Raw genomic sequence first — 20,272 nt, forward strand, 5'->3', positions numbered from 1 at the left:
ACGGAGATGCAAGTGCCGGAAACGCGAACGCCGATGCAGGGCATCGGCGTCCGGTCACACATTCGCCCGAGGGCGATATCGCGCAGCGATCAGCGCAGGTCGTAGCGGTCCAGGTCCATGACCTTGGTCCATGCGGCGACGAAGTCGCGCACGAACTTTTCCTGCGCATCGTCGCTGGCGTAGACCTCGGCCAGTGCACGCAGGATCGCGTTCGAACCGAACACGAGATCGACGCGGGTGCCGCTCCACCGCTTTTCGCCCGTGCTACGCGCGCGCCCTTCGAACGTGGTGCGGCCCGAGGGCGCCCACTCGGTGCCCATGTCGAGCAGGTTGCGGAAGAAGTCGTTCGACAGCACGCCCGGGCGATCGGTCAGCACACCGTGCGAGCTGCCGTCGTGGTTGGCGCCGAGCACGCGCAGGCCACCGATCAGCACCGTCGTCTCCGGTGCGGTCAGGGTCAGCAGCTGTGCGCGATCGATCAGCAGATGCTCCAGCGGCACCACCGAGTGGCCCTTGGCGTAGTTGCGGAAGCCGTCGGCCCAGGGTTCCAGCGCGTCGAAGGATTCGACATCGGTCTGGTCCTGCGAGGCATCGCTGCGACCGGGCGAGAACGGCACGGTCACCGATACGCCTGCGTCCTGCGCGGCCTTCTCGACCGCGGCGGCGCCGCCGAGCACGATCAGATCAGCCAGCGACACCTGCTTGCCGCCCGCGGCCTTGCCGTTGAAGTCGGCCTGCACTTTTTCGAGCGCGGCGAGCACCTTCGCAAGCTGCGACGGATTGTTGACCGCCCAGTCCTTCTGAGGCGCGAGCCGGATGCGCGCGCCGTTCGCGCCGCCGCGCTTGTCGCCGCCGCGGAACGTCGACGCCGACGCCCATGCGGTCGAGACCAGTTCCGAGACCGACTGGCCGCTGGCCAGGATCGCCTGCTTCAGCGAGGCGACATCGGCCTCGTCGATCAGCGCGTGTTCGACCGCCGGCACCGGGTCCTGCCAGATCAGCACTTCGTCCGGCACTTCCGGGCCGAGATAGCGCGCACGCGGGCCCATGTCGCGATGGGTGAGCTTGAACCACGCACGCGCGAACGCGTCGGCGAACTGGTCGGGATTGTCGAGGAAGCGGCGCGAGATCTTCTCGTACGCGGGATCGAAGCGCAGCGCGAGATCGGTGGTGAGCATCGTCGGCACGAGCTTCTTCGACGCGTCATAGGCGTGCGGAATCGTCGCATCCGCATTCTTCGCCACCCACTGCTGCGCGCCGGCCGGGCTCTTCGACAGTTCCCATTCGAAACCGAACAGGTGTTCGAAGAAGTCGTTGCTCCACTGTGCCGGCGTCTTCGTCCAGGTGACTTCGAGACCGCTGGTGATCGTGTCGGCGCCCTTGCCGCTGCCGAAGCTGTTGTGCCAGCCGAAGCCCTGCGCTTCGAGCGTATGCGCCTCGGGCTCTTCGCCGACGTGCTCGGACGGTGCCGCGCCGTGGGTCTTGCCGAAGCTGTGGCCACCGGCGATCAGCGCGACGGTTTCCTCGTCGTCCATCGCCATGCGGCCGAAGGTGTCGCGGATATCCGCGGCGGCGAGCAGTGGATCGGGATTGCCGTCCGGGCCTTCCGGATTCACGTAGATCAGGCCCATCTGCACCGCCGCGAGCGGGTTCTCGAGCTTGCGCGAATGCACGTCGCCGTCGGCGTCGTCATCCGACACCAGCACGCCGTCGTCGCCGTCCTTCGGCACACCGTGCGAGCCGTGCGCATAACGCACATCGCCGCCGAGCCACGTGGTCTCGCGGCCCCAGTACACGTCCAGGTCCGGCTCCCAGGTGTCGTCGCGGCCGCCGGCGAAGCCGAAGGTCTTGAAGCCCATCGTCTCCAGCGCGACGTTGCCGGTGAGGATCATCAGGTCCGCCCACGAGATCGCGCGGCCGTACTTCTGCTTGATCGGCCACAGCAGGCGACGCGCCTTGTCGAGGCTCACGTTGTCCGGCCAGCTGTTGAGCGGCGCGAAGCGCTGCTGGCCGCGACCACCGCCGCCGCGCCCGTCACCGATGCGGTAGGTGCCGGCGCTGTGCCAGGCCATGCGCACGAACAGGCCGCCGTAGTGGCCGAAATCGGCCGGCCACCAGTCCTGCGAATCGGTCATCAGCGCGGCGAGATCGCGCTTGAGGCCGGCGTAGTCGAGTTTGGCGAATTCGGCGGCGTAATCGAAATCCCCGCCCATGGGGTCGGACTTCGCGGAATGCTGGTTGAGCAGATCCAGACGCAGCTGGTTCGGCCACCAGTCGCGGTTACTGGTGCCGCCGCCGGCGGTCTGGTGGAAGGGGCACTTGGCGTCGGTCGACATGGCTGGCGTTCTCCCGTGTGGTGTCTGGACGATGGCGTGCCGGTCACGGCCGGCGGCGCATCGGGTTCGAGTCTGCGAAAAACGGATGACAGAAGGCGTGCACGCGCGGGCGTGGGCCTTCGATCAGTCGGTGCTGGAAGACCACTCGCGACAGTGGCATCGCGGTATTGGCGGATCGATGAGCTGGCGCATGGCGGGCGGCCTCCCGGACTGGACCTTCAGCGTAGGCGCAGTCATTGCCGGGAGGGAAATCGATTGTTCCCGTCTATTCGATAGGGGTGGGCTATCGAGAGCAGGCGCGCGATTGCGCAGACCCGCTGGTGAGCGAATGCAGAGGGGTTTGATGCTCGGCATGCAGGCTCGGACCGGACGCGCTTCTTCGACAGCCGGAGTGTCGACCATCCGTTCTGGTTGTCGTCTGGGGCGCCGAAATCAGAATGGGTCCCAGCCTGCGCTGGGACGACGGTCCTGGAGACGCGGTAGCGGGACTCGGCGAACCGTATCCCTCAGAGCAACGCCCGCACCCGGTAGAGCGCTTCCAGCGCCTGCTTCGGCGTCAGCTCGTCAGGGTCGAGCCCGGCCAGCGCTTCGAGCGCGGCAGAGGCCGGCGCGAACAGGCCGATCTGTTGCGGACTGTCGAGCGTACCTGCCGACATGGGTGCGGAGGTGGGACTGTCGTGGCGTCGCTGTTCGAGCTCGGCCAGGCGCGCACGCGCGTCGCGCACGACCGCCCTCGGCAGACCGGCCAGCGCGGCGACCTGCAGGCCGAAGCTGCGATCGGCCGGACCGGCCTTGACCGCGTGCATGAACACCAGCGTCTCGCCGCCCTGCTTGTCGCGATGCTCGACCGCGTCCAGATGCACGTTGGCGATACCGCTGCCCGGCTGCGCGAGCGCGGTGAGTTCGAAGTAGTGCGTCGCGAACAGGGTATAGCTGCGGTTCGTGGCCGCCAGATGGCGCGCGCAGGCATCGGCCAGGGCGAGGCCGTCGTAGGTCGAGGTGCCGCGGCCAATCTCGTCCATCAGCACCAGCGACTGGTCGGTGGCGTGATGCAGGATGTAACTGGTCTCCGCCATTTCGACCATGAAGGTCGACTGTCCCTTGGCGAGATCGTCACCGGCGCCGATGCGGGTCAGGATGCGGTCGATCGGTCCGATGACCGCGCGGGAAGCCGGCACGAAACTGCCGATGTGCGCGAGCAGCACGATCAGCGCGTTCTGGCGCATGTAGGTGCTCTTGCCGCCCATGTTCGGGCCGGTGATGACCAGCATGCGGCGGTCCGAGAATTCCGCGCCGTCGCCGAGCACCAGATCGTTCGGTTCGAAGGGTTCGCGGCGCACCGCTTCGACCACCGGATGCCGGCCGCGTTCGATGCGGATGCCGGGCGCGTCGTCGAGCTGCGGACGCGACCAGTCCAGCGCCTGTCCGCGCTGCGCGAAGCAGGCGAGCACGTCGAGCTCGCTGAGCGCACCGGCGCAGTGCTTGAGCGCTTCGATGCGATCGTTCAGGGCATCCAGTAGCTGTTCGTAGAGCAGCCGCTCGCGGGCCAGCGACCGTTCGCGCGCCGACAGCACCTTGTCCTCGAAGGTCTTGAGTTCTTCGGTGATGTAGCGCTCGGCATTGGTCAGCGTCTGCCGGCGCGTGTAGTGCGCGGGTGCCTTCGCTGCATGCGCCTTGGAGACTTCGATGTAATAGCCGTGGACGCGGTTGTAGCCGACCTTCAGCGTGGAGATGCCGCTGGCTTCGCGCTCGCGCGTTTCCAGATCGACGAGGAACTGGTCGGCGTGGTTGCTCAGCCGCCGCAACTCGGCGAGTTCGGCGTCGTGGCCATCGGCGAACACGCCGCCGTCGCGTGCGAGCACCGGCGGTTGCTCGACCAGCGCGGTGGCCAGCAGATGCGCTTCGCCCGCGTGCTCGCCGAGGCTGTCGTGCAGGGCGCGCAGCCGCGGCGAGTCGAGCATGCCGAGGATGCCGCGCAGATCCGGCAGCATCGCCAGGCCATCGCGCAGCGTGGACAGGTCGCGCGGACGCGCCGAACGCAACGCGATGCGCGTGAGCACGCGCTCCATGTCACCCAGGGCGCGGAAGCGCTCTCGCAGTGTCTCGTCGCCGCCGGAATCGATCAGCGTCTGCACCGCATGCAGGCGTTCGCCCAGTACGGTGCGGTCGCGCAGCGGGCGGTGCAGCCAGCGCCGTAGCAGACGTCCGCCCATCGGCGTGACGGTGGAATCGAGCACGCCGAGCAGGGTGTTGCGGGTGTCGCCGTCGACGCGCGTGTCGAGTTCGAGATGGCGGCGCGTCGCGGCGTTCATCGCGATCGCGCCGTCGCCGCTTTCGACGGAAATCGAGGTCAGATGCGGCAGACGCTGCTTCTGGGTTTCCTCGACATAGCCGAGCAGCGCGCCGGCCGAGGCCACGGCCAGCGGTTTGTCGTCGATGCCGAAACCGGTGAGGTCGTGCAGGCCGAAGAACTGCAGCAGCTGGCGACGGCCGGACTCCGCATCGAACAGCCACGGCGGACGACGTCGCGCGCCGGTGCGTTCGGACAGGAAGCCCGGCCAGCCGTCTTCGTCGGGCACCAGCAGCTCGGCCGGATCGAGCCGGGCGATCTCCGCTTCGAGCATGTCTTCGGTCGCGCATTCGCAGACCAGAAACCGGCCGCCGGCGAGATCCGCCCAGGCGATGCCGTAATGCCCGGCGCGGTTGCGCGCGACCGCCATCAGCAGGGTGTCGCGGCGTTCCTGCAGCAGCGCTTCGTCGGTCACCGTGCCCGGCGTGACGATGTGCACGACCTTGCGCTCGACCAGACCCTTGCTCGCCGCGGGATCGCCGATCTGCTCGCAGATCGCCACCGACTCGCCCAGTGCGACCAGTCGCGCCAGATAGCCTTCGGCCGCGTGATGCGGCACGCCCGCCATCGGAATCGGTGCGCCGGCGGAATTGCCGCGCTGGGTCAGGGTGATGTCGAGCAGTCGCGCCGCCTTGCGGGCGTCGTCGTAGAACAGCTCGTAGAAATCGCCCATGCGGAAGAACAGCAGCACATCCGGGTGATCGGCCTTGGCGGCGAAGAACTGCTGCATCAATGGCGTGTGCTGGGGCGAAGACATCCAATCGCTCGTTTGGCCGGCCGCATAGTCTGCCCGAAACCGCCGTTTTCCGCGGTCCGCGGTGGCCGCGAAAGGCGCCTTCAGCCGGCGCGCGAAGTCCATGCGCACGCGTGTGGAAGCTGTGTTAGGTTTCCGTTCACGGCAGGCGACTGCCGGACGTTCCGGTCTGTCCCCCACGATGACCGGAGCGGCGGGGAATCCCGATGGCGCAATGCCGTCGGGCGTCGGTTTTAGGAAGAACCACACCACGTCATTCGGGGGACAACATGGATTCACGTAAGTTGCAGCGCAGCCTGCTCAGTCACGCTGTCGTCGTCGCGCTGGCCGCCACGGTCGCAGTTCCGGCGCTGGCGCAGTCGACCAGCACCGAGAACGAAGCACCGACCACGCTGTCGGCGATCACCGTCACCGCGCAGAAGCGCGAAGAAGCGCTGCAGGACGTGCCGATCGTCATCAACGTGTTGCCCGAACAGTTGCTGCAGGACACCGGCGTGCGTGACATCAAGGACATGCAGGTCCTGGTTCCCGGCCTCACCGTCACCAGCACGCAGTCCGCGGCGCAGACCACCGCGCGCATCCGCGGCATCGGCACGGTGGGTGACAACCCGGGTCTGGAATCCTCGGTCGGCATCGTCATCGACGGCGTCTACCGCGCCCGCAACAGCGTGGGCTTCGGCGATCTCGGCGAGATGGAGCGCATCGAAGTGCTCAAGGGCCCGCAGGGCACGGTGTTCGGCAAGAACACCTCGGCCGGCGTCATCAACGTGATCACCCGGCGCCCGAGCTACACGCAGGCGGTCGAAGGCGAAGTCACCGTGGGCAACTACGGCCTGCTCGGTGTGTCGGGGTCCTACAACGATGCGCTCAGCGACAACGCCGCGTTCCGCATCTTCGCCACCAAGCGCAAGCGCGACGGCGTCGACAACGTCGACACCTCGGGCGGTCCCCGCCGGGAAACCGACGATGGCGACCAGAACTATCACTCGCTGCGCGGCCAGCTGCTGCTCGAGCCCACGTCGAACCTCAACATCAACTTCATCGCCGACTACACCAGTCGCGAAGAGAACTGCTGCGTCTCGATGACCACGTTCCGCGGCCCGACCGCGGCGATCATCGATGCGCTGACGCCGGGCGGCGAGGGCATCATTCCGGTCGTCGATCTCGACCGACGTCTGGCCTACGCCAACCGCACCACCGAGCAGGACCTCAAGGACAAGGGCATCTCGGCCGAGGTCAACTGGACCACGCCATGGGCCAACGATGCGGTGCTGACCTCGATCACCGCGTTCCGCGACTGGGAAGCGATCACCAGCATCGACTTCGACTACAGCGGCGCGGACATCCTGTATCGCCCGCCGAATCCGGACGGCTCGCTGGTGAAGTTCGAGAACTTCAGCCAGGAGCTCCGCCTGACCGGTTCCAGCGACCGCATCGACTGGATGGTCGGCCTGTTCTATTCCGACGAGGATCTGGGTCGCAACGATTCCTACTATTTTGGCGCCGCCTACGAGCCGTATCTGTCCACCGCGGTCGCCTCGCAGGTCCTGCCGGCGATCGCGGCGCAGCTCGCGCCGCTGGGGCTGACGGTCAACACCGCGAATTCGGCGACGTTCCTGTCGCAGGTCAGCGGTCGTCCGTTCGGCACCAACTTCACCGGGCAGGGCGCGCTCGACCGCTACGAACAGAATGCCAAGAGCGCAGCGATCTTCACCAACAACACCTTCCACGTGACCGATGCGCTCGACGTCACCCTGGGCCTGCGCTACACCCGCGAGAAGAAGACGCTGCAGTCCGACTACACGAATCCCAACGGCGCACAGGGCTGCGCGGCGACGCTGGCCAATCCGGCGGCACGTGTCGGTGGCGCGCTGGCGCAGCGCATCAACGGCTTCGCCAGCCTGCCGCCCGCATTGCGTGCGCAGCTGCTGGCGGGTCTGGTGCCGGCCGTTGCACCGCAGATCGCGGGCTTCATGTGCCTGCCGTGGGCCAACATCGCGCACAACGGCCGCAGCACGTTCCAGGAACGCACCGAGAAGGAATGGTCGGGCACCTTGAAGGTCGCCTACGACTGGTCGGATGACGTGATGACCTACGTGTCGGCGTCGCGCGGCTACAAGGCCGGCGGCTTCAATCTCGACCGCGTGCAGGTGGGCATCACGCCGGTGGACGACACCGCGTTCGACGGCGAGTTCGTCGACAGCTACGAGCTTGGTCTGAAGACCAACTGGGCCGACGGCAACCTGCTGTTCAACGCGGCGCTGTTCCACCAGACCTACGAGGACTTCCAGCTCAACAGTTTCCTCGGCACCGCCTTCGTCGTGCGTTCGATCCCGGAAGTGACCTCGATGGGCATCGACGCCGAAGTGCTGTGGCAGACCGGCATGCCGGGCCTGATGCTGCAGGGTGGCGTGACGTACGCGGAAACCGAGTACGGCGACGACATCGTGCCGGACCTGCCGCTGCTGCCGGGCAACCAGATGAGCTTCGCGCCGAAGTGGTCGGGCAACGCGTCGGCCACCTACCAGTGGGACATCGGCTCGGCGCTGCAGGGCCGCTTCAACATCGGCGCCAAGTACATGTCCGAGTACAACACCGGCTCGGATCTCAAGCCGCAGAAGATGCAGGACGCCTACACCGTGCTCAATGCACGCCTTGGTTTCGGGCGGCAGGACCAACGCTGGATGCTGGAGTTCTGGGGCCAGAACCTGACCGACGAGACCTACAAGCAGGTCGGCATCGATGCGCCGATCCAGACGGGCTCGTTCAATGCGTTCCTCGGTGCCCCGCGCACCTATGGCGTGACGCTGCGCATGCGCTACTGATCCGTTTCATCGACGCGACGGCCGGCCCGAGAGGGTCGGCCGTTCGCGTTTCGGGCGCGTGGAAACGCGGCGTTCCAGGCGCCGGGGCGACGCGCGCGGCACGATGCGGTACAACGGCGGCTCCGATCGCGGGACCGCCCATGCACGACACCCATTCCGATGCCGCGCTGCACGCGCTCGCCGAAGCGACCGGCGCGCTGTTGCGCGCACGCCACCATCGCCTGGTCACGGCCGAGAGCTGCACCGGTGGCTGGATCGCCAAGGCCGTGACCGATGTCGCCGGCTGCTCGGACTGGTTCGACTGCGGCATGGCGGCCTACAGCTACGAGGCCAAGCAGGCGCTGCTGGGCGTCAATCCGCACACGCTGGAAACCCATGGCGCGGTGAGTCGCGAGACGGTGATCGAAATGGTGTCCGGCGCGCTGGTGAATTCCGGCGCCAGTGTCGCGGTTGCGGTGACCGGCATCGCCGGGCCGGGCGGCGGCAGCGAGGACAAGCCGGTCGGCACGGTGTGGATCGGCTGGAAGCGTCGCGGCGGCTACGCGCGCGCGGAACTGTTCCAGTTCGGTGGCGACCGTGATGCGGTGCGGCGGCAGACGGTCGCCGCCGCATTGCGTGGTCTGGGGTCGACGGTCGGCTGAAGCGGCCGTTCGCCGGAGACATCGGCGGCCGCATACCGGCAGTTGACGCGCAGGCGTGATCCATCCGCCTGCGACGCGGCGTCCTGCCGCGTCGCCTGAAGCGCGTTTACTGCGTCACATCCACCCACACGAGGCGATGGTCGGTGCCGTCGACGATGTCGGCATGCGCCGAGTCGCTGCGTGGCCAGAACACGCCGTTGCCGACGAGGGCATGCCCCACCGACGGCAGCGCGTAATCGAGGCGCAGGTTGCCCACGCGCGGGCCGAAGCTGCCGGTGTCGTGCGCAGCGGCGCCGCGATGCTGCGCATTCGCGCCGCCATCGGCCTCGGCGGCTTCGATCGCCCCCTCGCTGCGCGGCGTGGCCATGCGGATCACGCGCGGATGTTCGAGCAGTTCGACGATCGCGGTGTGATCGCCGGCGCCGTCGACGGGATCGTTGTTGAGGTCACCGAGGATCACGAAACGCGCATCGGGCTCGAGCCCGCCGCAGCGGCCGGCGTCGTCGCACAGCCAGTCGTGCGTGCCCGGCGACAGGTACTCGGTCCAGAACCGGATCTCGTCGTGATTGCGCGCGACGTTGCGCTTCTCCGGCCCATCGAATGCGGGCGGTGTCGGATGCGAGGCCAGCACATGGAGCACGCCGCCGGGCGCACGCACCTGCACGTCCCAGTGCGACTTCGACGACAGCCGCAGCTGCGACCAAGTGCTGTCGGGATGGAAGGGGCGGCCATCGGGATGGCGCGGACGCCGCGCGTCGGGCATCGCATTCCACTTCAGCAGCTGGAACGTGCGCGCCGTGGCGGCATCGATCGGATAGCGCGACAGCAGCAGCATGCCGTACTGGCCGGGATGCAGACCGTAGCCCCAGGCATCGTTGCCGCGATCGCGGCCGTCGCCGCCGATGCTGCCGTTGTTGTCGAGGTCCAGTCCGCTCTGCACGCCGGTGTTGACCGGGGCGAGATAGCGGTAGGGATAGCGGAGCGGTTCGCCGCCGCCCGGTTGCGCGCGTTCGAGCCAGCGTCGCTGGAACAGATCGGCGGCGCTGCCGTCGGCGACGTAGTCGAACTCGTTGAGCAGCACGATGTCGGGCCGCACCTGCTGCAGCACCGCGGCGACCTTGCGTGCGCCTGCGTCGTCGCCCTGCAGACGTTCGAGCAGACCGCCGGCTTTGTCGCTGTTGAGCGACGTGTTGTAGGTCGCGATGCGCAGCGTGCGCGGCGAGGCCGTGTCGGCGGCGTGCGGTGCATCGCCCTGCATGTTGGTGCGCGCGCAGGCGACGAGCAGTACGACGGCCGCGCAGGCGAGCGCGGCGATCAGCCACGTGCGACTCATGGCGCGGCGTCCGTCAGCGGGCGCCACTGGCGTCCATCGAAGCCTTCGAGCGGCTGGAAATTGCGTTTGTAAGCCATCTTGCGGTGTCCATCGATCCAGTAGCCGAGATAGAGAAAGCGCCGGCGGTCGCGCTGCGCCCAGGCGATCTGGCGCAGGATCGCCAGTGTGCCGAGTCCGCGTGACACGCAGTCGGGGTCGTAGAAAGTGTAGACGGCCGACAGCGCGTCCTCGATCAGATCCGTCACTGCGACGGCCACCAGCTGCCCGTGCAGGCGCAATTCCAGCAACCGGCCTTCGTTCCAGCTGCCGATCAGGAACTGGTCGAACTCGAGCGCGCCGTGGTCGTCCATGCCGCCGGCCGGATGGCGAGACACCAGGTATTTCCGGTACAGCGCGAGGCGCTCCTCGTTGCGCTCGGCCGGCACCACGCGCGCGTCGATGTCGGCGTTGCGCGCGAGCGTGCGGCGCTGGCTGCGATTGGGCACGAAGACCTCGACCGGAATCCGCACCGCCGTGCACGCGCGGCACGCATCGCAGTGCGGGCGGTAGACGATGTCGCCGGAGCGGCGGAAGCCCCAGCGCAAGGCCTGCGGATAGACCGTCGCAAGGCGCGGATCGCGCGGGTCGAGCACCAGGTCGCGTGCTTCGCGATCCGGCCAGTAGCCGCAGGCATGCGACGCGGTGTGGAACAGGCGCAATTCGCCCGTGCCGGCATCCGGTTCTGGTGCGGGGCGCGACGGCGTCTGCATGTGCGCAGGATACGCACCGGCGTCGCAGCCGGCGCGACCGCTTCGCCGACCGGCGGCTGAACCGCGCGGGTGTCCGGTCAACGCCGGGCGCGGTCCGGGCGTTGATCCCTGCACAGCGGCACGGTGCCGCGGCAACGGGAACACATCCATGAAGACGAGGCTCATCACCACCGCGCTGCTCGCGGCGCTGTCCATCACCACGATCGGTGCGGCCGCCGCGCAGGCGCCAGCAACAGGGACGCAGGCGGCGAAACCCGACGGCGAACGGCATCGCGCCCACGGTCCGCGCGGTCACGGCGGCGACCGTGTCGATGCGCTCGCGCGTTTCGACACCGACAACGACGGCCGCATCAGCCGCGCCGAGGCCCAGGCCGGCCAGCAGGCGATGCAGGCGCGTCGCGACGCCCATCGCGCCGAACGCGCCGCGCGTGGCGACGCGCCGCATGCCGGCGGCGTGCGCAGCGCCGATGCGCGTGGCGAACGTCCGCAGCGTGGCGCGGGCGGCCCGCGTTCGCACAAGGGTTTCGACCTGGTCGCCAACTTCGACGCGATCGATACCAACAGCGACGGCTATCTCACCCGCAGCGAATTGCGCACCTGGCACGCGGCGAAGTCCGCCGAGCGTCGAGCCGAGGGCGAGCGCCGTTTCGATGCGAAGTTCCGCGAAGCCGACCTCAACAACGACGGCAAGCTGAGCCGCGTCGAGGTCTCGGAGAAGATGCCGCGTCTGGTCGAGCGCTTCACCTGGCTCGACGAGAACCGCGACGGCTTCCTGAGCCGTGAGGAACTGCGCCCGGCACGTCCGCAGCGCTGAGCCGCGGGTGATCCGTCAACCGAAAGGCCGCGCAGTGCGCGGCCTTTTTTTCTGCACGGCAGGCACCTCGAAGCGACACGTCGCCGGTGGCATGAGTCACGACGACAGCACCCAATGGAAGACGGGATCCGCGCGCGAGATCGTCTGCGCGCCACCGTTGCAAACGCGGCTCAGGCGGTCTTGAGCCACAGGATCAGCAACACGCCCACCAGACCCACGTTGGTCAGGATCAGGCCACTCGTCCCGAACATCAGGCGGTAGCCGAGTGCGCGGCGGGCGCCGCCCCTGGGGTCGCGCGCGATGTCGCGGGCGATCAGCGGATTCATCAGTCGCGGCATGCTGGTCAGCAGCGGATAGTTGTAGGGAAACAGGGCGGTCACGAGCAGGATCGACATCCAGCCGACCGACAGTTGGCTGTAACCCGCGACGAAACCGATGCACAGCGCCAGCAGACCCCCTGCCAGGGAACCCCACAGGAACCAGCGGTCGTAGAGCTTGAGAATGGCGATGCGCTCGGCCTCGGTATCGGCATATCGCGCGACCATCTTCCGGCACAGCCACATCGTCAGCCCACCGAACACCAGCGACACACCGGCAGCGCCGAGTGCGCTCGCACTGCCCAGCGCCGCCTTGCCGGCGACGCCCGCGCCGCCGGCGGCGACACCTGCGACCGTGCCCGCCGCGGCGGGTTTCGCGAATGCCGCCAGCCCGGCCGTGACCAGCAGCGTGAACGCCGTGCCCGGCGCCGAGCCCGCCGCGAACTCCTGGAAGCGCGCCATCAGATCCTCGCGCAGGCTGCGGCGCGCGCGCGACAGGCGCTTGCGCACCGCGGCGTCGGACAGGCCGAGCAGGGCGGCGACCTGCTTCGAATTGCCGCCCTCGCGGTAGTACAGCAACAGCACTTCGCGGCTTTCGTCGGGCAGGTCGGAGATCAGGTCCGCGGCGACGCGGCCGGTCTCGTCGTCGATGATCTGCTGCATCGGGCAGGCGTCGGGATCGGCGGCCTGGGCGATGGCGATGTCGGCGGCCTCGCCGGCCACGATGCGGTCGCGGCGCGCGCGCAGATGGTCGCGCGCGAGGTTGCGGGTGATCTGTCGCAGCCACGGCAGGAAGCTCGTCGTGTTCTGCAGTCTGCCCAGTTGCTGCCAGGCCTTGAGATAGGCCTCCTGGGCGATGTCCTGGCTGGCCTGCACGTCGCGGGTGATCGCCAGCGCGATCGCGGTGGTCGCGTTCTGGCTCATCTGCACGATGCGGCCGTACGCGGCCTGGTCGCCACCGCGCGCGGCGGGCAGCTCCAGGTGGATCCGGTCTTCGAGGCCGAGGTCGGCGGCGATGGCGTTCATGGCGATCCTTGCAGGTCAGGTCGCTTCCAAGGACGCGACTCGCGCGCCGGATGTGACCGGCGCCGTCGATGATGCCCGCGGACGCGCGCCGCCGCGATCAGTCGACGGCGCCGAACTGCCAGTCGCGGCCGTCGCGGCGGACCTCGAGGGTGCGCCTGACCAGGCCTTGCGCGGCATCGCTGCCCCCGCGGACCAGATCCACCGTGCCCTGGCCGGAGCCGTCGGTCCGGTAGTTGGTGACGTCGAGCGACGCGGCCTGGCCGTCGCCGCCCCCGCAGGCCGAGGACGGCCGCACGTCGGGATAGCCGGCTTCGAGTTCCGCCAGCAGCGGCGCTGCCGGCGCATCACCGTCGATCGCCACGCAGACCGGGCCGGCCAGCGACGAAAGTGCGTCGGCCAGCACGGCCGTCGCGAGCGCGCGCGGCACCGGTGCGCGGTACTCGCTGGCTTCGACGGTCGGCGGCACCATGTCGAGTGCCGGCTCGGGTGCGGCCGCGACTGTCGTCTCCGCAGGCGCGTCGCTCGACGGCCGGCTCCACCACGACAGCGCGATCACCAGCACCGCGCCGCCGATCAGCGTGTAGCGCACCTTCGAGGCGCGCGACATGCCCTTGCGCGCTTCGGCGGCCGGCGCGAACACCACGTCCGCCTGCTGCAGATAGCTGCGCGCCGACGGCTGGCCCTGCAGCAGTCCGGCCTCGCGCAGCAGTTCGCGCGCGCGCGGCTGGTCGTCGGAGCGGGTGACCCACACCGCCGGCCTCGGGCCACCGGCGTCCTCGCGATAGCTGAAGTTGCTGCGGCGGTTGCCCTTGTAGGAACGGCCGTTGAGGATCTGCACCTCGATGCCGGCATCGCGCAGCAGGGCGGCGACGCGCTCGACGTTCTCGAGGCGGGGACTGGAGAAGACCTGACGCATCTCAGCCCGCCTTCGCCGCGGCGTCGTCACCCGGCAGCACGCGGATCATGCCTTCCTGCGCGGTGCTGGCGACGAGGCGCCCGGCGCGGTCGAAGATCTGCCCGCGCGCCAGTCCGCGCGCGCCCTGCGCGCTGGGGCTGTCGAGCGAATACAGCAGCCAGTCGTCGACGCGGAAGGGACGGTGGAACCACAGCGCGTGATCGAGCGAGGCCATCTGCACGTTCGGCTGGTAGTAGCTGATGCCGTGCGGGAACGTCGCCGTGCCCAGCAGCTGGAAATCGGACGCGTAGGCCAGCAGTGCGCGGTGCAGGGCCGGGGTGTCGTCGACCGGGCCGGTCAGGCGGAACCACATCTGCTGGAACGGCGGACGCTTGGGCGGGCGCAGTTCATCGCGCGGATACACGTGGCGGAATTCGAACGGGCCGCTGCGGTCGAGCCAGCGCTGCACCTTGACCGGCAGCTTCGCCAGCACCTGCGCAGGCAACGGGTCCTGCGGCTCGAGATCCTCGGGCGCGGGCACCTCGGGCATCGACAGCTGGTGCTCGGCGCCGGCTTCTTCCTCCTGGAACGACGCCGCACAGAAGAAGATCACCTTGCCGTGCTGGATCGCGGTCACGCGCCGTACCGAGAAGCTGCCGCCGTCGCGGGTGCGGTCGACGTCGTAGACGATCGGCGCCTCGATGTTGCCCGCGCGCAGGAAGTAGGCGTGCAGCGAATGCGCCGGGCGCGGGTTGTCCATCGTCGCCTGCGCTGCCGAGAGCGCCTGGCCCAGCACCTGGCCACCGAACACGTACTTGGTGCCGATGTCGCGGCTCTGGCCACGGAACAGGTTGTCTTCGAGTCGCTCGAGCGAGAGCAGGTCGATCAGTTCGGAAACGGGCGGGGTCATCGCGGGGCCGTGCACGGTGGGGCGGCATCGCGGACGCGTGCCGGCCGACGATTATAGGTGGGGGCGGGCCGGGGCCCTGACGCGGGCGTTCAGACGCCGATGCGGGCCAGCGGCACGCGCGCCAGCACGTCGGCCCACGGGAACAACGGCCCGGGATCGCGCTTGCGGGCCACGGTCAGGGCCGGATCTTCACTGGCGGCGACGCGATCGGTGTCCAGATCCTCGTGGCCGGCGATCTCTTGCAGGTTAGGCAGTGTGGCGCGCAGATGCGCGAGCAGGGCGACCAGCGCATCGATCTGCATCGGCGTATAGGCCTCGTCCATCGCCTGATGGCGGCTGTCGTACCAGTCCGGGAAGCGCCCGGTGTTCACCAGCTCGATGCCGATCGAGGTCGCGTTGTGGCCGCGCACGTGGTGGGCGATGCGGGACGCCGGCACGTATTCGACGATGCGGCCGTCGCGGTCGATGTACCAGTGGCCGCTGGCGCCGGTGCCACTGTCGTAGAGCACGCGCTCGCCGTAGACACGCGCCGTCGCGAGGTCCGGCAGTTCGGTGCAGTGGATGACGACGAGGCGGATGTCCGACGCGGCGCGGGGCGCCAGCAGGTCCACGTAGGGCAGCGGTTGCAGCGCGATCCGGGGCGCGGACGTGGGGTCGGACATGGCCCGGATGCTAGCATTCACACATGAGAAATCCGCCGCCAGACTCCGACCTGCACGCCCTGATGACGCAGTTTCCGCGCGTCGGACGTGTGGACTGGATCGGCCTGCGGCCCGCCCGTGAGGCGCCGATCCGCGCCGTCGACAGCGCGGTCGCGGTGACCGGCATCGGCCTCGAAGGCGACCGCTACACCGGCGGCAGCGGCAAGCGCGGCGTGACCCTGATCCAGGCCGAGCATCTGCCGGCGATCGCTGCGCTGAGCGGGCATGCCGAGGTCACGCCGGTCACGCTGCGTCGCAATCTCGTGGTCTCGGGCATTCCGCTGATCTCTCTCAAGGGCCGACGCTTCCGCGTCGGCGAGGTGCTGCTCGAAGGTACGGCGCCCTGCGATCCGTGTTCGAAGATGGAAGTGGCGCTCGGCGCCGGCGGCTACAACGCGCTCCGCGGTATGGGCGGCCTGTGCGCGCGCGTGATCACAGGCGGCGCGCTGAAGATCGGCGACGCGGTCGAATGGGTGGACGCATGAGTACGCGCGGCCACTGCATCCTCTCGCACGGCTTCGAGAGCGGCCCGGAGGCCACCAAGGTCACCGCGCTCGCCGAAGCGGCGGAGCGTCTGGGCTGGAGCCACGAGCGCCCGGACTTCACCGATCTCGACGGCAAGCGCGACGTCAGCCCGCTCGGCGATGTCGCCGCGCGCATCGAACGCCTGCTGCGGCTGGCGCGCGACGCCGCCGCGCGTGGGCCGGTGGTGCTGGCCGGTTCCAGTCTCGGCGCTTGGATCGCCGGGCACGTGTCGCTGCAGGTGCCGGTCGCCGGCCTGTTCCTGATGGCGCCGCCGGTGCGCCTCGACGCCGCGCATCCGCTGCAGGCGGCCGACGTGCCGCTGTCGGTCGTGCACGGCTGGGACGACGAACTGATTCCCGCCGCCGATGTCGTCGGCTGGACCTGCGCCCGCCGCGGCCGGCTGCTGCTGGTCGACGACAATCACCGCCTGACCGCGCATGTGGACGCGTCGGCGGATGCATTCGCGGCCTTGCTGCGGTCGCTTTGACGCGAACAGCTGATGTCCACATCCACGTCTTCCAGCACCATTCTCGTCATTCCCGCGTAGGCGGGAATCCAGTGCCATCTTCGGCACGCATCGCTCGGCCAGTACGTCAAGACACTGGGTTCCCGCCTGCGCGGGATCGACGGAGTCAACACGTCGGCCTTCAAGTAAGCCCCAAGTCCCCATGAAATTTTTCGCCAGCTGCCCCAAGGGCCTCGAATATCTGCTCGTCGACGAGCTGCTCGCACTCGGCTGCGCGCACGCCACCGCGACGACCGCCGGCGCCAACGTCGAAGGCACGCTGCACGACGCGCAACGCGCGGTGCTGTGGTCGCGCCTGGCCAGCCGCGTGCTGTGGCCGATCGCCGACTACGCCTGCGAGGACGAGGACGCGCTCTATGCCGGCGCGCGTGCGATCGACTGGACCGCGCACCTCGACGCGACCATGACGCTCGCGATCGATCCGCATGTCTCGGGCAGCGCGATCACCCACGCGCGCTACGCCGCGCAGCGGGTCAAGGACGCGATCGTCGACGGCTTGCGCGAAGCGACCGGTGCGCGTCCGGACGTCGATGTCGAATCGCCGGATCTGCGCCTGAGCCTCGTGGTGCGCAAGGGCCGCGCGATCCTGTCGGTCGATCTCGGCGGTGGCCCGCTGCATCGTCGCGGCTGGCGTCGTGCGCAGGGCGAGGCGCCGCTGAAGGAGAACCTCGCCGCCGCCGTGCTGATGCGCGGCGGCTGGCCGGCGCTGTATGCCGAAGGCGGCGCGCTGCTGGATCCGATGTGCGGCAGCGGCACGCTGCTGATCGAAGGCGCGCTGATGGCCGCCGATGTCGCGCCCGGCCTGGCGCGCGATGGCGGTGCGGCGACGGCGGGCCGTGCGCCGAGCCGCTGGCGTGGATTCGACATCGCGCACTGGGAAACGCTGTGCGAAGACGCGCTCGCGCGCGAACGGACCGGCCGTCAGCGCCTGCGCGCGGTGTTCTTCGGCCGCGATCTCGACCCGCATGCGATCCATGCCGCGCGCGAGAACGCGACGGCCGCCGGCCTGCGCGAGGCGATCGAGTGGCAGATCGGTGACATCGCCACCCTGCAGGCCCCGGTGCCGCCGGCCTCGCAAGAGGATGCTGCGCTGGCGGAATCGGTGAAGCGCGGGCTCGCGGTCTGCAATCCGCCCTACGACGCGCGCCTTGCCGCCGATCCCGCGCTGTACCGCACGCTGGGCAATGCGCTGGGACGCGCGGTGCCCGAATGGCGCGCGAGCCTGCTGTGCGGCGACCCCGAGCTCGCGCACGCCACCGGCCTGCGCGCGAAGAAGAAGTACCAGGTGTTCAACGGCGCCATCGAGTGCAGCCTGATTGTCTGCGATCCGGTGCGGCCGCCGCAGCGCGCCGTCAGCGAAACACCGGAAGACCTCGGCGAAGGCGCGACGATGGTCGCCAACCGCCTGCGCAAGAACCTGCGCAAGTTCAAGACCTGGCGCGAGCGTGAGGGCGTGACCTGCTATCGCGTCTACGACGCGGACCTGCCCGAGTACGCGGCCGCGATCGACGTCTACATCCAGTCCGAAGCGGACGTCAGCGCCGACGGGACACCGCTGTGGCTGCACATCCAGGAATACGCGGCGCCGGCCGAGATTCCCGAAGCCGTGACCCGGCGACGTTTCGGCGACGTGCTGGCTGCCGCGCGCGACGTGTTCCGCATCCCGCGCGAGCGCATCGCGGTCAAGACGCGTTCGAAGGGCAAGGGCGGCAGCAAGTACGGCCGTTTCGACGCGCGCCATGAATTCCTGCTGGTCGACGAAGGCCGCGTGCACCTGCGCGTGAATCTGTTCGACTATCTCGACACCGGCCTGTTTCTCGACCACCGGCCGATGCGCCTGCGCATCGCCGACGAAGCCGCCGACACCCGCTTCCTCAACCTGTTCGGCTACACCGGTGCGGCCACGGTGCATGCGGCCGGCGGCGGCGCGCGTACGACCACGACGGTCGATCTGTCGGGCACCTATCTGCAGTGGTGCGCCGACAACCTTGCCGCGAATGGCTACGGCGGCGCGAAGCACCGCCTGGTCCAGGCCGACGCGCTGCAGTGGCTGGAAGCCGAGACGGCGCAGTTCGATCTGATCTTCTGCGACCCGCCGACGTTCTCGAACTCGGCGCGTGCCAAGGACTTCGACATCCAGCGCGAACACGTGCGCCTGCTGGAAGCCGCGGTGGCCCGGCTCGCGCCGGGCGGCGTGCTGTATTTCTCCAACAACTTCCGCCGCTTCAAGCTCGACGCCGAAGCCGTCGGCGCGTTCGCGCACGTCGAAGACATCAGCCCGGCGACGATTCCACCCGATTTCGAACGCAACCCGCGCATCCATCGCGCCTGGCGCATCACCGCGCGCTGAAGCGACACGGCCTGCCGCCCCTCTCCCTCTGGGGGTGAGGCGGCACGCATGCGAGCCATTGGCTCGCGTGCCGACGAACGCCCTCGCGCCCTCGCGAGGGCCGGGGCGCGGGGCGGGGGTTGGGGTGAGGGCAAGTGGATTGCAACGGTCGATCTCCGCGCGCGTAAGCTTTGTCGATATTCGACCGTCCGCGCTGCTCCCACCGCCGTCCCGTCCCCACGGAAACCTCCGTTCCACCCACGCGCGTATAAACCACGCCTCGCGCCCGCATCGTGTCGGCACATCCGACAGGAGCCGCCCGATGACCACCCCCGATTCCGCCCGCATCATCCGCCACGTGCGCGGCATGCCCGCCAGCGACGGTGCCGGCGTGAAGCTCACCCGTGTCATCGGCAGCCCGCAGCTGCCCGACCTCGATCCGTTCCTGATGCTCGACGAGTTCGGCACCGACACGCCCGAGGATTACCTCGCCGGCTTCCCCGAGCATCCGCATCGCGGCTTCGAAACCGTCACCTACATGCTCGACGGCCGGATGCGCCACAAGGACAACCACGGCAACGAGGGCCTGCTGGTGCCCGGCAGCGTGCAGTGGATGACCGCCGGTCGTGGACTCGTGCATTCGGAGATGCCCGAACAGGAGGCCGGTCGCATGCGCGGTTTCCAGCTGTGGGTGAACCTGCCGGCGAAGGACAAGATGACCGCGCCGAGCTATCAGGAATTCGCGCCCGAGCGCATTCCGGTTGTGCAGGCGGGCGAGGGTGTGACGGTGAAGGTGATCGCCGGTGTCGTCGACGGCGTCGCCGGACCGATCGCGCAGCCCGCGACCGATCCGCTTTATGTCGACATCACCCTGGCACCCGGCGCGACCTGGCGCCACGCGCTGCCCGACGGCCACAACGCCTTCGCCTATGCCTTCGAAGGCGGCGTCCGCGTGGGCGAGGGCGACGACGCCCGTCCGCTGGCGTCACAGGAACTCGCCGTGCTCGGTGGTGGTGCGCAGCTGATCCTGGAAGCCGGCGACACCGGCGCGCGATTGATCCTCGTCGCCGGTCGCCCGCTGCGCGAGCCGGTCGCCCGCCATGGCCCTTTCGTCATGAACACCCGCGAAGAACTGATGCAGGCGTTCGTCGATTTCGAGCAGGGCCGTTTCTGATACGCCTCTAAAAATGGACGACGTTCGAATCGAGCGCATCTCCAGCTATCCGTGATCCCGGCGGCTT

The 20,272-nt window shown here is 69.0% G+C and carries 15 protein-coding genes; 7 read left to right on the forward strand and 8 right to left on the reverse strand.

The genetic code is table 11. The features are described 5' to 3' along the window. Nucleotides 1-89: 89 nt before the first annotated feature. The gene (katG, locus tag V3391_RS02410; RefSeq protein WP_332076821.1) at nt 90-2,336 is read right to left on the reverse strand and encodes a catalase/peroxidase HPI; all 2,247 of its coding nucleotides are present in this window, start codon (nt 2,334-2,336) and stop codon (nt 90-92) included. A 506-nt stretch (nt 2,337-2,842) separates the two neighbouring features. Further along, nucleotides 2,843-5,443 carry a DNA mismatch repair protein MutS gene (gene mutS, locus V3391_RS02415; protein ID WP_425497187.1) on the reverse strand — a complete coding sequence of 867 codons (2,601 nt, stop codon included), beginning with the start codon at nt 5,441-5,443 and terminating at the stop codon, nt 2,843-2,845. Between the two features lie 266 nt (nt 5,444-5,709). Here mutS and V3391_RS02420 point away from each other — a divergent pair, with 266 nt between their 5' ends. Together V3391_RS02420 and V3391_RS02425 are read left to right on the forward strand one after the other, a co-directional pair. Then, complete coding sequence (locus V3391_RS02420) at nt 5,710-8,265, forward strand: TonB-dependent receptor (protein ID WP_332076822.1); 2,556 nt, start codon at nt 5,710-5,712, stop codon at nt 8,263-8,265. 140 nt (nt 8,266-8,405) lie between these two features. Continuing rightward, nucleotides 8,406-8,906, forward strand: coding sequence for a CinA family protein (locus tag V3391_RS02425; RefSeq protein WP_332076823.1), 501 nt, complete (start codon nt 8,406-8,408; stop codon nt 8,904-8,906). Between the two features lie 106 nt (nt 8,907-9,012). Here V3391_RS02425 and V3391_RS02430 read toward each other — a convergent pair whose 3' ends face one another. Both V3391_RS02430 and V3391_RS02435 read right to left on the reverse strand, forming a co-directional pair. After that, a complete protein-coding gene (locus tag V3391_RS02430; protein ID WP_332076824.1) occupies nt 9,013-10,239 on the reverse strand; it encodes an endonuclease/exonuclease/phosphatase family protein in 1,227 nt (408 codons plus the stop codon). Beyond that, complete coding sequence (locus V3391_RS02435; protein WP_425497209.1) at nt 10,236-11,138, reverse strand: arginyltransferase; 903 nt, start codon at nt 11,136-11,138, stop codon at nt 10,236-10,238. The genes V3391_RS02430 and V3391_RS02435 overlap by 4 nt, the downstream gene beginning before the upstream one ends. Between V3391_RS02435 and V3391_RS02440 the strand changes: the two genes are divergently transcribed. Next, nucleotides 11,137-11,802 (forward strand): EF-hand domain-containing protein, encoded by a 666-nt coding sequence (locus tag V3391_RS02440; RefSeq protein WP_332076826.1) that lies wholly within the window; start codon nt 11,137-11,139, stop codon nt 11,800-11,802. The genes V3391_RS02435 and V3391_RS02440 overlap by 2 nt on opposite strands. A gap of 170 nt (nt 11,803-11,972) precedes the next feature. Here the strand turns inward: V3391_RS02440 and V3391_RS02445 are convergent, their stop codons facing one another. The 4 genes from V3391_RS02445 to V3391_RS02460 form a co-directional block, all read right to left on the reverse strand. Then, the gene (locus V3391_RS02445; RefSeq protein WP_332076827.1) at nt 11,973-13,145 is read right to left on the reverse strand and encodes an RNA polymerase sigma factor; all 1,173 of its coding nucleotides are present in this window, start codon (nt 13,143-13,145) and stop codon (nt 11,973-11,975) included. A gap of 97 nt (nt 13,146-13,242) precedes the next feature. Next, a complete protein-coding gene (locus V3391_RS02450; RefSeq protein ID WP_332076828.1) occupies nt 13,243-14,061 on the reverse strand; it encodes a hypothetical protein in 819 nt (272 codons plus the stop codon). Nucleotide 14,062: 1 nt separating this feature from the next. Continuing rightward, nucleotides 14,063-14,950 (reverse strand): acyl-CoA thioesterase II, encoded by an 888-nt coding sequence (tesB, locus tag V3391_RS02455; protein WP_332076829.1) that lies wholly within the window; start codon nt 14,948-14,950, stop codon nt 14,063-14,065. A gap of 89 nt (nt 14,951-15,039) precedes the next feature. Next, nucleotides 15,040-15,612, reverse strand: coding sequence for an N-acetylmuramoyl-L-alanine amidase (locus V3391_RS02460; RefSeq protein WP_332076830.1), 573 nt, complete (start codon nt 15,610-15,612; stop codon nt 15,040-15,042). A gap of 23 nt (nt 15,613-15,635) precedes the next feature. Between V3391_RS02460 and V3391_RS02465 the strand changes: the two genes are divergently transcribed. The 4 genes from V3391_RS02465 (at nt 15,636) to V3391_RS02480 (ending at nt 20,205) form a co-directional block, all read left to right on the forward strand. Continuing rightward, the gene (locus tag V3391_RS02465) at nt 15,636-16,136 is read left to right on the forward strand and encodes an MOSC domain-containing protein (RefSeq protein ID WP_332076831.1); all 501 of its coding nucleotides are present in this window, start codon (nt 15,636-15,638) and stop codon (nt 16,134-16,136) included. After that, nucleotides 16,133-16,663: an alpha/beta hydrolase gene (locus tag V3391_RS02470; RefSeq protein WP_332076832.1), complete on the forward strand. Its 531-nt coding sequence runs from the start codon at nt 16,133-16,135 to the stop codon at nt 16,661-16,663. The genes V3391_RS02465 and V3391_RS02470 overlap by 4 nt, the downstream gene beginning before the upstream one ends. Before the next feature lie 181 nt (nt 16,664-16,844). After that, nucleotides 16,845-19,052, forward strand: coding sequence for a bifunctional 23S rRNA (guanine(2069)-N(7))-methyltransferase RlmK/23S rRNA (guanine(2445)-N(2))-methyltransferase RlmL (rlmKL, locus tag V3391_RS02475; RefSeq protein ID WP_332076833.1), 2,208 nt, complete (start codon nt 16,845-16,847; stop codon nt 19,050-19,052). A 301-nt stretch (nt 19,053-19,353) separates the two neighbouring features. Continuing rightward, nucleotides 19,354-20,205, forward strand: a complete 852-nt coding sequence (locus V3391_RS02480; RefSeq protein WP_332076834.1) for a pirin family protein — start codon at nt 19,354-19,356, stop codon at nt 20,203-20,205. Nucleotides 20,206-20,272 lie beyond the last annotated feature (67 nt).

It is taken from the genome of Luteimonas flava, assembly GCF_036584485.1.
GTDB classification, from domain to species: Bacteria; Pseudomonadota; Gammaproteobacteria; order Xanthomonadales; family Xanthomonadaceae; genus Luteimonas; species Luteimonas flava.

Coding starts and splice junctions, on each gene's coding strand:
- katG (WP_332076821.1), bottom strand. CDS start 2,336: ATGTCGACCGACGCCAAGTGCCCCTTCCACCAGACCGCCGGCGGCGGC.
- mutS (WP_425497187.1), bottom strand. CDS start 5,443: ATGTCTTCGCCCCAGCACACGCCATTGATGCAGCAGTTCTTCGCCGCC.
- V3391_RS02420 (WP_332076822.1), top strand. CDS start 5,710: ATGGATTCACGTAAGTTGCAGCGCAGCCTGCTCAGTCACGCTGTCGTC.
- V3391_RS02425 (WP_332076823.1), top strand. CDS start 8,406: ATGCACGACACCCATTCCGATGCCGCGCTGCACGCGCTCGCCGAAGCG.
- V3391_RS02430 (WP_332076824.1), bottom strand. CDS start 10,239: ATGAGTCGCACGTGGCTGATCGCCGCGCTCGCCTGCGCGGCCGTCGTA.
- V3391_RS02440 (WP_332076826.1), top strand. CDS start 11,137: ATGAAGACGAGGCTCATCACCACCGCGCTGCTCGCGGCGCTGTCCATC.
- V3391_RS02435 (WP_425497209.1), bottom strand. CDS start 11,138: ATGGATGTGTTCCCGTTGCCGCGGCACCGTGCCGCTGTGCAGGGATCA.
- V3391_RS02445 (WP_332076827.1), bottom strand. CDS start 13,145: ATGAACGCCATCGCCGCCGACCTCGGCCTCGAAGACCGGATCCACCTG.
- V3391_RS02450 (WP_332076828.1), bottom strand. CDS start 14,061: ATGCGTCAGGTCTTCTCCAGTCCCCGCCTCGAGAACGTCGAGCGCGTC.
- tesB (WP_332076829.1), bottom strand. CDS start 14,950: ATGACCCCGCCCGTTTCCGAACTGATCGACCTGCTCTCGCTCGAGCGA.
- V3391_RS02460 (WP_332076830.1), bottom strand. CDS start 15,612: ATGTCCGACCCCACGTCCGCGCCCCGGATCGCGCTGCAACCGCTGCCC.
- V3391_RS02465 (WP_332076831.1), top strand. CDS start 15,636: ATGAGAAATCCGCCGCCAGACTCCGACCTGCACGCCCTGATGACGCAG.
- V3391_RS02470 (WP_332076832.1), top strand. CDS start 16,133: ATGAGTACGCGCGGCCACTGCATCCTCTCGCACGGCTTCGAGAGCGGC.
- rlmKL (WP_332076833.1), top strand. CDS start 16,845: ATGAAATTTTTCGCCAGCTGCCCCAAGGGCCTCGAATATCTGCTCGTC.
- V3391_RS02480 (WP_332076834.1), top strand. CDS start 19,354: ATGACCACCCCCGATTCCGCCCGCATCATCCGCCACGTGCGCGGCATG.